Below are 12359 nucleotides of genomic sequence, written 5' to 3' on the forward strand. Positions count from 1 at the left end.
TATGCACCACCTGCACCGACGCGCGACCATCGGCATGAGCGGGCGCCGCTGCCGGAATCGTCCACGTTGCTTGGCAATGTGTGGCAAGCGCGCCAGCTGCTGGAAAGGAATGATCAGCTGGCTGTCATCACTACTGTGATGAAAACAGTGGCGAGCTCGCAGAGCGTATTGGCGAAGTGGACTTTGATCATCGCGACACCGAGGCATGGACGCTTGGTCGGCACCTGTTCTGCGAGAACAGATTTCTGCGTGAGCTGAGGCGATAGCCTGCGATCAGTCGGCTTTACCGGATTAAGCGGCTTTGGGAGCTTGATGTCACCGGTAGGTGATGCGGGGATGGCCGCGACACCTTTCCACGGTTTCCGTTGCTCGCTCGTGCCAGAGCGCACGTACTCGATGCCCTGGTCCGACACATAGCGACACCATTGGACTGCCACAGTGCTCAGTGTGTCTGCCCGCGCGGCGGCATTCTCCCTCCGCAGCCACTGGGCCAGTAACTCGCCGTGAGCCACCGGGAAGTGACAAAGGACATCGTCGGTCAGGGCGATGTTCTCGAGTCTCTTGCTCACAAGGCCGACTGTCATATGGGCGAAAAACGCGAGGTCACAGCTCTTGTCTAACGGGTCTGGCCAAGTAGGCATCGGATGCGACCAGGGATAGGGGAAGTTAGTGCGGCGGAGCGCCGGCTCGCCCTTGAAGACGACGGCGTCGCAGTCGATCACGTAGGCTGCAGGCACGTTCGCCAGTCCCCCGACGAGCACATTGGCGCGGTGCAGGTCGCCTAGCACGATGTCCTTGCGGTGTAACCAGGCCAATGTCCGGAGCATCTCCCCCAGGCGGGCGATGACGTGCGGGACGGAGAAATAGTCTCTGACGAGATGGTGAGCATCAGCCTGGTTGTGACCGAGCTCGCTGATCTCCCGTGGCTTCGTCACCCCCTTCCGGTTCGTGAACCAGAACTGCTCTGGCGCCGGAGGCACCAGGACGCCGTACAAGTCATCCTCATCCAGGACAACGTGGCGGATCCAGGCGGCGCGTGCGTCAAGGAACGCACGGTCTTGGCTGGGCAGGTTTCGCCGCCATTCAATCAGACGGCACAGTCGATCCCGTGAATTCGGAATCGTCTTTTCTCCTTTGTACTGCTTGAGGAGCAAGATCTCACCGGATGGCGGTGCGGCCCAGCGGAGTGAGCCTTGCCCGCCGGGCCGAAGTGACGGTCCGGTCACTTCTCGGAGGTCCCGCAGGGCCACCGTCACCGCGTTCGCTGTGCTCATCGTCCCGGTGCCACGGCCCTGAGCATGATGACTGTCCGATCGTCGGCATAGCCGGGAATGTCGAAATCGAGCAAAGTAGCGAACTTTGCGGCTGACACTTCGCAATCCCAGGCCGAGCGAATCGAGGCGGCAAATTCTCGCGGCTGTTCCACGAAGGCGGGCCACACTCCGTCTGTCGCGAGGATGAGCACGTCATCAGGTGCGATCGGGGCTGAGCCGACTATCCTGCCCTCAGCTTTTCCGGGTAGCGCAGGTGTCGAACCCGTCAACCGCGGTGGCGGCCTGCCAGCTGGCCAATGCCATTGACCGTCAGCCGAGAGAAGCATGACCTGGGAGTCGCCGTACACGAGCCAGTGCACCACCAAGCCGGCACCAGACGGGACGACGGCGAGCGCGATGAGCGTTGTCGCCGGTCCGTGCCGCTTTCCCGGCTGTTCGGCTCCGGTGACGAGACCGAGATTGGCGGCGTTGCTCCGCGTGCTGTCGTCATCGGCGATGATACCGTTGATCTCGTCGATGATCTTGTCTGTCTCGCTGTCCCAGTCCAGACCGTTTCCATCCTGGGCCCAGGAGCACGCACCGGCGGCCGCCACATGCCCGGCCAGTAATGCAGCGGCGTGGGAGTTCCGCCCCGCGCCGACGCCATCGGCAATAGCCAGTCCTGCGGCACCTGCGGTAGACGCGAGGGAATAACTGTCTTCACGGTGCGCACCGTCTCGGGTGTGCCTGTGTCCCGCGACCGACGCCGCATACACCCAGACGGGGCCGAGCCACCCCCGGTGCGCTCGCGTTTCGGGCCACCAGCCGTCTGCTCCGCCCGGTATGAACCGCTGAGACGGCCCTGTCTCGACTCGAGCCTCCACGTCGCCCACTCGGGAACCGTCTCCGCTGGCGGACCAGTGCGTCGGCGAGTATTCCTCAGCCCGCCCATGGTGGGTGGGATCGGGCACCACCAACGCTTCGGTCGCAGGCTCGGAACGAATTGGCTTGCAGGCGGGCGCGCCGAGATTGAGACCGGGTACCCATCCCCAGCCGCTACCGGACCTCCCCGCCCCCTTCGTCGGGCGCGATCTGCGCCGGAATGCACGCACCAGGCGTGCGAAGAACCTCCTCAGCTTGCGGCGGTCGTGGTCCGGGCGAGTACACCAGTCAAGCTCGGGGTCATTTCTCATCGTCGACGCACCGCCAACCCACGGGAACCTCGAAAACGAACTTGCCTTCGCTTACTGAACTCACGATCGAGATGAGGATCTGGTTGAGGGCGGCAGCGAGCAAAGTGCTCGCGGGTTCCCCTGGTTCGGCCACGCACGCGACGCCGATGGGATCGAGTGAACGGACATGGCGCAGCGTTTCGTTGTTTACGCTACCCAATCCCAGCGCGACAATTATCGGTCGTTCGACGAACTGTCGATCGCACAAGCGATCGTGGTACGGCTTCCAATCCTCCACCGGCGTCGCGCCGGAGCTCGACGAGCCAGGCATGCCATCCGTCAAGAAGAAGACCGCGGGTTGCTTGAGTACGTGTCCAGCACCCTTCAACGCGGCGATGTCGTGTCGCACGGTGGTGTCGAGGTGCTGCCACACGTCGACGTAGTTGGTCCAGGTCCCCTTGGGCAACGGGCCCAAGCGGCTGATCTCTTTGAGTTTCCGGAGCGGGTGATGGGTCTGCGCTTCACCGGAGAACGTCACGACCGAAAGATGACAAATCGCAGCCGCTTCGGTGTGGTCTTCCAGTTCTTCGATCATGAGGTCGAGCGATTTTCCGATCACCGAGTGCGGCGATGTGTGCTCGTCAGGCCATTGATCCGGATCCCACATAGACATGGAGACGTCGCAAACGACGTAGAATGGCCACGCTTGCGAGGTGACCCCCGAGACCACGGTTTCGATGCTGTCCAGCCGACTCTTCACGGTCCCTAGGTCGCTTGCTCGATCGCCGGTGTTACCGCCTTTCGAACGGGGGTGCATTCACCGGGTCGTCACGCTATTCGAAAATCACTATTACGCGATAAGTGGTAGCCTTCACCCATTCACAATACGCGGACTGGGGGACTGGGGTGGTGTTCGTGCGCTCAGGACCATGGCTCGCGGTGACGATTGGCGCCCACCGGCGCATCCTCACAGCCAGGCAGGTGGTCGTCGTCGGCTCCGCCCCGGACGCGGACCTGGTGGTGCGCGACGGACCAGCGACGTGGGCCCGGATCCGCTACGGCACCGCGTGGACGGTCGCGGTCACACCACCGGACGCCACCTTGTGGATCGACGGCAAGCAGGTCGAGCCCGTAGGGTCCCAGCAGCGACTGCTGGCCTGGTTCGAATCGGCCGAGCCGGCTGTCGTCGAGATCCGCACTGACGGTGCCCGGCTGCAGTTCGTGGTTCAGCTCGTCGCACAGGACGCTGTCACCAGCCCATCGCCCGCGTGCGCCTCGCCGTCGAGCACTGTCCCCGCAATGGGCCCCTCCCACCTGTCGACAGCAGGGGCAGAAGCACGGGCGGGAGAGACCCGGCTCATCGATGGCGGGCTCGTCACCATCGGGCGTGCAGGCGGCGGCGCCGAAGTCGAGCTACCAGACGTGGACCTCGCTGCAGAGCACGCGGCGGTCCGCCGACGCGGAGATCGCGTCGTGGTCCGCGACCTCAACCACGGCACGGGCACCTTCGTCGACGGCCAACCGGTGCTGCGGGCAACGCTCGAACCGGGTCGGGTGTTTGTCGTCGGACACTACGAATTCCGCGTAGAGCCTAACGGCGCGCTGTGCTGGCGAATGCTGCCGATTCCAGCCCCGTTGTTTGTCTCGGGTCTGACGGTCGCCATTCGACGAGCTAACCGGCGTGGCGGTTTCGTCGTCATCCGTGACATCACCTTCGCGTTACGGGGCGGCGGCCTACTGGCGGTGATCGGCCCTTCCGGCGCGGGCAAGTCGACGCTCTGTACCGCACTACTCGGCGAGGCAACGATCACCGACGGGCAGGCCGAATTGGCGGGACATCGCTTGCCCAGTGCTAACGGCCTCAATCCCAACCTGGTCAGCTTCGTTCCCCAGGACAGTGAAGCTTTTGGTGAGCTCACCGTCGGAGAAACACTGGCCTATGCCGCTCGACTGCGCTTGCCGTCCGATCTGCCCGCAGCCGAACGTCGCGGGCAGATCACAGCTGTCCTGGAACGGCTGCAGCTCACCACGACCGCGATGGTGCGGATCAGCGATCTGTCAGGTGGGCAGCGCCGGCGGGTGGCGATCGCGCTGGAGCTGCTGACCAGGCCGCTCTTGCTGATGCTTGACGAACCGACCTCGGGCCTCGACGAGGGGATGGACCGACAGCTCATGACGGACCTGGCGGCGGTGGCGGACGAGGGTTGCGTCGTGGTCGTCGTCACCCACGCCACTACGCACCTCGACCTGTGCACCGCGGTGCTCGCCTTGTCAACGCCTCCCGTGCGCGCGGGAGAGGAGCGCTCGCCGGCTCATGCGGGTTTCTTCGGCACCCCGTCACAGCTCCTTCCCAGTTTCGCCGCCGGTTCCGTCGCGGACGTGATGGATGCACTGCGTATCGGGGAGATCGGCGCGTCGCAGGACACTCCCGTTCTCCACGCGTCCACCTCATCCAAGTCGGGGAGCAACTCTGCTGGCACGGGGAATCCGCGCGCCATCCCCTGGGCGCGTGCTTTCGCGGTAAACGTCAAGAGGGAGACCTTGCGCATGACCCGGCGTCGCGGCTCGTTGGTCGGCCTGACGATCGTGGGTCCCGCGGTCGCGGCCGGGATCGCTGCCGCTGTGAACGTTAATGGGTTCTCGGCGGCTCCGGACGGCCCGAACCCGGATCTTGGGGTCTCGCTCTCGATTATTACCATCTTTTTGGCCTTCCTGGCCATGGCACTGTCCCTGACGTCGCTGGTCGGAGACCTGAAGGTCGTCCAGCGCGAGCAACGTTGGGGGGTCCGCCCGTTCTCGGTGGTGTTCGCCCGGGCGGTGAGTCGCGGAGTTCCTGCGCTCATTCAGGCCGCAGTCGCGTCCGGCACGTTCGTCGCGTTCCGGGGCACGCCCGGCCACGCGCTCCCGATCGTACCCGCGGCCCTTGGTGTGTTCATCGTGCTCGCGGCCTTGACTCTCGCATCGATGGCCTTCGGTCTTCTGATCGGCGCACTGGTGACCTCTGTCGAGCAGGCGGTGGGCATGATGTCCGCGTTTCTGGGCGTCATGGTCATCCTGTCCGGACTGGTGATCCGGCTCGGGAACGCAGCCGGATCCGCGACGGCATTGTCTCTCGCGGCCTACGTGGTACCCACTCGATGGGCTGTGGCGGGCCTGTCAGCGTTCGTCGACGCGCCCGGAATCAGCGCCCTGCCGCCGGACGCCCTGTGGACGCACGACACCGCACACTTCCTACTGCCGGTGTTCGTTCTCGTGGGATTAGCGGCAGGCGCCTTAGTTGCTGCGGTCGGGATACTGCCACGAACAATTCGTGCCACGCGCTGATGAGGACGGGCTCGGACAGGATACGTCTGTCGATACCTTGGTCCAGGCGAGCACGGCGTGGAGAAGCACCGCGGCCGCTCAGCCAGCGGCACAACCGGACGTAAGGGTTCAGCATGAGCCTATTCCGCCTGCAACCCCCTTGCCCGGCCGTCGGCGCGCGTCGGGCTCGCCGCTTGTCGAACTCCGCATTTACGGTGGTCCGATGAGCAAGCAGTCAGTGGCGAGCGCTGGGACGGCAATGACCGAGTACGTCGTCGTCCTTCGGGCGCGTTCTGCTGCGAGGTTTCTGCCCGAGGAGGGCTTCCAACTCGTCGTGAACGTGCCGAAGCTTGACATCGTTGAGGTCCGAATCCGCACGTTCACCCGATGGGTCGAGGAGAACGGCCGCAATCTGCCTCGGGAGCTAGTCATCGAGGTTCGCGGGCACGCGAGTTCGTTGGACGAGGCTGTCGCCAAGTTCACGGCCATCGCCCGCCCCTTCGCGACCATGGTTGGTTTTGTCGCGAACGTTCGGGTCGGTCCGCTCGAGCTACATCTGGCCTTCGATTGCACCCCGACCGGTGTGGAACGGGAGTTCCTTGAGGCATTCGTTCCGGACGAGCAGGGAGGTGTGTCCCAGGGGCGGATTATCCAACTCAGTCATTTCGAAGCCGCCTGTAGGGCATTCGTCACGCTCGCTACCGACAGTTCTCGGGTCGATCGAGCTCTCCGCCAGTATGAGCTGGCGCTCCGGGAGTGGTACGTCGGCGGCGAGTGGCTTGCGCTCAACCACCTCTGGATCGCGGCCGAGAACCTGACCAAGGCTGTCATCCGCAACACGGTCACCGCACGAGGCATCTCGGAAGACGTTCTTGCGCGTGAACTCGGTCTTGTGACTGACGACCCCAAGCGGCCGAGGTGGAAGGAATTCTTGGGCGCGCGTGTACGGAAGGAGATCATCTTCACCGGTGACGACGAGACCTACACGGCTGCGAAGGACGCGAGCGACGCGCTCGAGCACGGCTACTGGGAGCTGGACAAAGTCGCCACAAACGCCCTGAAGTCGGCTGACAAGACGTTCCACTACGTCCGCCAGTCCATTGTCGACCTGCTCGGCCTCGCCCCTGAGGTCGCGAACGAACTGAACGAGATCAAGCCCAAGGACGTGCAATCCATGCGCAAGGTCGTGCGCGGCCTATTGATCGGCGCCGCCGAGGACGCGGCCGCAGAGGGCGAGCTGTACCCCCGTCTCGAGTGGACCTCAGGCATCGAATCCGTGGTTCGTGAGGGTGCGACCTTCCACGTGAAGCCACAGGAACGGATAACCGTTCGAACCCACCCGGACGTTGGCTTCCGCATGGAGCGGCTGGAAGTGTACGGACGCCTCGAGAACGGGGAAGTCCGGGTACGGCTGAGTGACGACGATGTTGCGATCAGTCACACGGCGCCGTCTCCTTCGCGGAGACTGCTTGGATCGGTCATGCCGGTGATCAATGCTGCTGCCGCAAGCGGGGCCGACAAGGGGCACACGCGGGCTTCATTGTTCGCCTTCAACATGTTCGGTCAGGCGGTGGCATCATTTAAGAGCATTCAAGTGCTGGTCGGTGCTCGCCAGCCAGTTGAAGCACTGCCCATACTGCGAGCGCTGGTGATCATTGCTGGACGGTTCGAGCAGATGACCGACCCTTCGGGGCCAGGACTCGGCATCGCCGTGCGCGGAGTACTCGATGCGCTCGAAGCCCTCGACGTTGGCGCTAACCTGACAGAGACCCGCCGAACGGAATTCCTGGCTGCAGCGCAGAATCAAGGGCTCACCATCCCGGACGAACTGGCAGCACCTGAGACGACGTCCATCTACGCGAGCCTCGGGGTGGAAATGAAGTTCGCGGCCGAGGCGGCCAACGGCACGTCCGGCCTACACCTGCAGAGGGTCGACGCCGAACGCCTCGGTTTCCAAGTGACCCTAGAGCCTGGACCACTGACAGACATGGTCTCAACTGGGGCTGTGGTCGCCATGCTGGAGTTGCTCAAGCAAGCGGCATCGCTTTTCGGCTGGACGCTCCAATCCACCGACATAGACCAGCTTCTTGGGGAGGCCCGAGCGGTGAACGAGTCCGCCGCTCAGCTCGACCTCGTCCCGCCAGCGTCCGCCATGGCGGACAACGGCGAGTGAACAGGGATTCTCTGCGCGCCTAGCGCCGTGAGCCCGACACCGGCAACTCGAGCCTCGAGAACCCAGCTTCACTCCGCCGCCATCGGGCAGACACAGGTCTCCGTCGTCAGGGGGTGCTCCCCGTCCGGTCATCGGCATGAGCGCGCGTTGTATCCGGGATCAGCTTCTTGACGGCTGGGGCGGGTAAAGCGCTCTTATCTGCTGGTCACGTACTTTGGACATCGTTGCCCCGTCCCGGCAACGACTGGGCAGTTGAGCCCTGCAGGTTCAGGCGATCTGCACGACGATCTTGCCCTGCACGCCTCCGTGCTCCAGCGCACGATGTGCGGCAGCGATGTCGGCCAGTGGGAACACCCGGTCGACCTGCGGGCGGATCGCCCCGGCAGCGACCCACCGGCCCAGTTCGGCCATTAGCGAGGCGGTCGGGTTGCCGCTGAAGCCCCGAACCCACCGTCCGCGGCGCATCGCGTGGGCCGCGATATAGCCCAGTGAGCGGACCGGGCGGTCGAGGTCGAACGCGATCGCCACCATCCGCCCGTGCCGGGTGAGCAGCCGGCGGAAGGTGGGCAGGCCGGTGCCGACGGTGTCGAAGATGACGTCGAAGGAACCCAGGTCTCCGGGCGTGCGGTAGTCGATCGCCTCGTGCGCGCCGAGTTCGGTCACCAGGTCCAGGTTGTTCGCGCTGGCCAACCCGGTGACGTGCGCGCCCATCGCTTTCCCGAGTTGTACGGCGATGTAGCCGACGCCGCCGGTTGCTCCTCTAACGAGCAGTCGCTCGCCGGGCGCGAGCGCGGCCATGTCGCGCAGCGCAGTGATCGCCGTGGTTCCGACGGGCAGCGCGGCAGCCTGCACCGCGTCGAGCCCGGCGGGGACGTGGTCAAGTCGCTCGGCCGGCACGGCGACGTACTCCGCGGCTGATCCCAGCCGCCGGGGCAGCCCACCCCAGACCAGGTCACCCGCCGCGAACCTGCTGTTCTCCGGCGCGACGACCTCGCCGACCAGATCGATACCCATGCGTTTAGGGAACCGCTTACCGCTGAACGGGCGTAGTCGCCCGGCACGGATCGCGAGTTCGCCACCATTGACCGACACCGCCCGTACCTGGACCAGGACCTCGCCGGGGCGGGGCTGCGGAACGGGCCCTGTGGTCACGGACAGGACCTCAGGAGGCCCGTACCGGTCGTAGGTCGCAAGCCGCATCGAAGTGGAAAGCATGCTCCAACTTCTAGCGCCAGAACCGGACGATGTCATCCACTTCGCTTAAAGTGAGAGCGGTGTCGACGACATCGCCTCGCTTGCGCACGGACGCGGCCGCCAACCGGACCAAGATTCTCGATACGGCACGAGAGGTGTTCGCGGCGGAAGGACTAGGGGTCCCGATGAGCGAGATCGCGCGCCGCGCCGGGCTCGGCGTCGCGACCCTCTACCGCCGGTTCCCGACGAAGGAGGACCTGGTCGCAGAGGCCTTCGCCGAGCAGATGGGCGAGTGTGTCGGCTTGCTTGACACCGCCCTCGCCGACCCTGATCCGTGGCGCGCGTTCTGCAAGGTGATCGCGCAGGTGTGCGCGATGCAGGCCCGAGACCGAGGGTTCTCCAGGGCATTCGTCACGGCCTTCCCGCACGTAGCGGAGTTCGGGGCGCTGCGCGAGAAGGCCGAACGGGGGTTCGCGGAACTGGTGGATCGCGCACAGGCGACTGGCGCACTGCGCCGCGACTTCGACCCGGCCGACCTCGCACTCATCCTGCTAGCCAACGGCGGGATCCGAGCCGGCACACCCGAAGCGACCATGGACGCCTCCCGCCGGCTCGTGGCCTACCTGCTGCAGGCGTTCCGGGCCGACAGCGCCACCCCGCTTCCTCGACCCGCCGCCATCCCACTCGACGCGGCACTCCCGCTGAGCGCTTCGCCGGTCAACCTTCGAACTCAGCCGGCCAACTGCAGCGCTCAATCACACTTGGTCGGTCACACATGACCAACGGCATGCCAACAAACGCCGGGAGATGCCAACTATCGCCTGTTGTCACAGCTCGTTGTCTACTTGACATGAGGACGTCGAGCATTCAGGCCGTCTTCGACGGAGTTCGTTCGTATGTTCGAGACGCGCTGCGGCGTCGACCGGTTGACCGCCACGCTCGTCGGGATCGACCCGATCCTTCACCCAGCGCAGAGCGACTAGCGTCAGGCATCAATCGCTGAACGCGCTCGCACAGTCACCCTGTCGCGCCAGGCGTCGTAGACGTCGGAGGTACTGGCCGCGGAACCGGCGCTGCGCCGCCTCGACCCGGATGAATCCGGGGTCCGCGAAGGCTTCGTAGTAGGAGTTCTCGGCGTCGTCCCGGCCGCCGTCAGCGTCGACGAGGCGTGCGAGGGCCTCCTTCTCCGGCGGCCCGCTCGGAAGGTTGACCACCCACTCGACCTTCGGCGCATCAGATCCATCCACTTCACCATTATGGCCCCTCAAGGCCACGTCCATCCATTCATCAGCGGGAACGGACTAGCGGGTGATCGTGTCAGTCTTCAGCACTCGACCGCCCGGTCAAGGCGCGGAATCAAACAGTCCAAAGTGGACGGCCGCGTTGCCGGCGGCACATGGCCTCCAGTTTCTGCGGCGTCACGGTTCTTGGCGAGGTGTTCGTTGACTGTTGTCCTCCGTGTTTGGGGTTTGCAGCCGATAGGGTGGCGATCGTGGCGATTCGTGCGGTGGTGTTCGATATCGGCGACGTACTGGAGATCGCGCCCGACCTTGGAGTCGGCAGGCGGTGGGAGGCCAGGCTCGGTCTCGTAGAGGGCGAGGTCGGTCGACGACTGGCGGATGTCTGGGCGGCCGGGGCCATTGGCGGGGTCACCGAGGACGAGGTGCGTCAGGCGATCGGCGATCGATTCAGCGTTGCCAGGGACAAGGCCGATGCGATGATGGCGGATTTCTGGGGGCAGTATCTGGGCACCGGCAACTCTGAGTTGATCAAGTATTGCCGGGGGCTGCGCCCGCGCTATCGGACCGGCATCCTGAGCAACAGCTTCGTCGGCGCCCGGGAACGGGAGCAGGCCGCATACGGGTTCGAGGACCTCGTGGATGACATCGTCTACTCGCACGAGGTCGGCATGAGCAAGCCAGATCCACGGATCTACGAGCTCAGCTGCGCGCGACTCGAGGTCCGCCCCGAGGAAATGATCTTCCTCGACGATTTAGAGCCCAATATCGCCGCTGCCTGTGCAGTCGGCATCCGCGGGATCCACTACCAGGACAACACTCAGGTAATCGCCGAGATCGAGGAGTTGCTGACTCCAGCCGGTGATTGAACAGGTGTCCCCATCCGGGTTCAACGAGTGTCGTGCTCGAGCCGTGCATGGATGAGCCGACGTCTGATGTTGCTGCCCCAGACTGACCGGACTGTGCCGCTGCCGGTGAAGGTGCGGCCACGGTCCATCGGACGGTGCAGCAGCGCGTACAGCCTGCCCGGGGTGTGCAGGCGACGATGGGCGTACCCGATCTCCCAGGTTGCGGTGTTGAACCAACCGCGCGCGCCGCGGTGCCGTTTGACCAGCCGTAGCCCCATCGCGCGGTTGCCAACGAGGAGGTGCTCGGTCGGCAGCTTCTTGAGGGTCTCGATGTTGCGCGCCGAGACCGTCACCATCAGCACCATCTGTTGCGGCAAGACCCAGGACGCCACCGTTCAGCGGCATGTCCGCACGTTGGTCGCTGTCGCGCGGATGATCGTCGCGACAACCGCCAGCACCGCGTCGCAGTCGTCGCGGACTTCCTTCATCTTCCGAGGCCACCGTGCCCGGCTGCTTGGCGCCGACGGGTCTTCGTAGTCAAGATCGTGCCCGATTGCGTTTCGTGCCTTGAAGAACCTGCCGAGCGTTCGATCTGAGCGACTGGGAGCTGGGTGTTCGAGATCCCGAGCGTGTCGCGCACTCGGGCTTTGACGTCACCGCTGCCCTGCAGCTGGCCTCGGTGCGGACGTCAATGTGCTGCGGATTTCGTGCCCTACGCTGTCTCCGATTGGGCTCCGTTGCCGACGTGGAGCCCGATACAGGCCGACACGCAGCGACACTCGGCCCGGGCTCAGACTGGCGTTGACCTGCACAAACCGGCAGAATTTAGCATTCGACGACACTGGCTGACATGCCGGATCTGCGGTCTCATAATCCCTTGGCCGTCGGTTCGAGCCCGACCCGGCCCACCACGTCAACATCGCTGCCGACCTGCGGGGATGTTGGTCCTTCGGCGGCAATTTCGCCTCGACGTTGATCGCGACTGGGCTCCGTTATGTCTCCGTTTGCTCCGGGGTGCTCATAGGTGGAGGAGTGTTCTGCGGTGCCGGTTGGTGGTGTAGCAATCTTTCTGCTTCCTCGTCACAACCGAACGACCCGGCGTCGGGTGGAGACCAGGTACCGACGGGGATCAGTCAACCGGAGGGTTCTTGGTTCGAGTCCAAGCGGGGAGCTTAAGT

10 protein-coding genes are annotated in these 12359 nt (G+C 64.8%); 4 read left to right on the forward strand and 6 right to left on the reverse strand.

The window, feature by feature from the left end; translation table 11 throughout:
* Positions 1-113 precede the first annotated feature (113 nt).
* The 3 genes from BKN51_RS03280 to BKN51_RS03290 form a co-directional block, all read right to left on the reverse strand.
* Positions 114-1154, reverse strand: coding sequence for a hypothetical protein (locus tag BKN51_RS03280; protein ID WP_101606203.1), 1041 nt, complete (start codon positions 1152-1154; stop codon positions 114-116).
* A gap of 116 nt (positions 1155-1270) precedes the next feature.
* Positions 1271-2446 carry a protein phosphatase 2C domain-containing protein gene (locus BKN51_RS44080; protein ID WP_101606204.1) on the reverse strand — a complete coding sequence of 392 codons (1176 nt, stop codon included), beginning with the start codon at positions 2444-2446 and terminating at the stop codon, positions 1271-1273.
* Positions 2436-3185, reverse strand: coding sequence for a vWA domain-containing protein (locus BKN51_RS03290; protein WP_101606205.1), 750 nt, complete (start codon positions 3183-3185; stop codon positions 2436-2438). The genes BKN51_RS44080 and BKN51_RS03290 overlap by 11 nt, the downstream gene beginning before the upstream one ends.
* Positions 3186-3364: 179 nt before the next feature.
* Between BKN51_RS03290 and BKN51_RS03295 the strand changes: the two genes are divergently transcribed.
* Both BKN51_RS03295 and BKN51_RS03300 read left to right on the forward strand, forming a co-directional pair.
* The gene (locus tag BKN51_RS03295; RefSeq protein ID WP_101606206.1) at positions 3365-5749 is read left to right on the forward strand and encodes an ATP-binding cassette domain-containing protein; all 2385 of its coding nucleotides are present in this window, start codon (positions 3365-3367) and stop codon (positions 5747-5749) included.
* A gap of 202 nt (positions 5750-5951) precedes the next feature.
* Entirely contained in the window at positions 5952-7901 is a 1950-nt protein-coding gene (locus BKN51_RS03300; RefSeq protein ID WP_101606207.1) for a hypothetical protein, read from the forward strand.
* Positions 7902-8168: 267 nt separating this feature from the next.
* On the opposite strand, the gene BKN51_RS03305 is transcribed toward BKN51_RS03300, so the two are convergent.
* Positions 8169-9053, reverse strand: coding sequence for an NAD(P)-dependent alcohol dehydrogenase (locus BKN51_RS03305; RefSeq protein WP_335645063.1), 885 nt, complete (start codon positions 9051-9053; stop codon positions 8169-8171).
* Between the two features lie 92 nt (positions 9054-9145).
* Here BKN51_RS03305 and BKN51_RS03310 point away from each other — a divergent pair, with 92 nt between their 5' ends.
* Positions 9146-9874, forward strand: a complete 729-nt coding sequence (locus tag BKN51_RS03310) for a TetR/AcrR family transcriptional regulator (protein ID WP_101606209.1) — start codon at positions 9146-9148, stop codon at positions 9872-9874.
* A 213-nt stretch (positions 9875-10087) separates the two neighbouring features.
* Here BKN51_RS03310 and BKN51_RS03315 read toward each other — a convergent pair whose 3' ends face one another.
* Positions 10088-10342, reverse strand: a complete 255-nt coding sequence (locus BKN51_RS03315) for a hypothetical protein (RefSeq protein ID WP_146044446.1) — start codon at positions 10340-10342, stop codon at positions 10088-10090.
* A gap of 245 nt (positions 10343-10587) precedes the next feature.
* On the opposite strand from BKN51_RS03315, the gene BKN51_RS03320 reads away from it, so the two are divergent.
* On the forward strand, positions 10588-11202 hold the full coding sequence (locus BKN51_RS03320; RefSeq protein ID WP_101606236.1) for an HAD family hydrolase: 615 nt from the start codon (positions 10588-10590) through the stop codon (positions 11200-11202).
* A gap of 20 nt (positions 11203-11222) precedes the next feature.
* Here BKN51_RS03320 and BKN51_RS03325 read toward each other — a convergent pair whose 3' ends face one another.
* Positions 11223-11546, reverse strand: coding sequence for a hypothetical protein (locus BKN51_RS03325; RefSeq protein WP_158306849.1), 324 nt, complete (start codon positions 11544-11546; stop codon positions 11223-11225).
* Positions 11547-12359: the final 813 nt, after the last annotated feature.

It is taken from the genome of Amycolatopsis sp. BJA-103, assembly GCF_002849735.1.
Taxonomy (GTDB): domain Bacteria; phylum Actinomycetota; class Actinomycetes; order Mycobacteriales; family Pseudonocardiaceae; genus Amycolatopsis.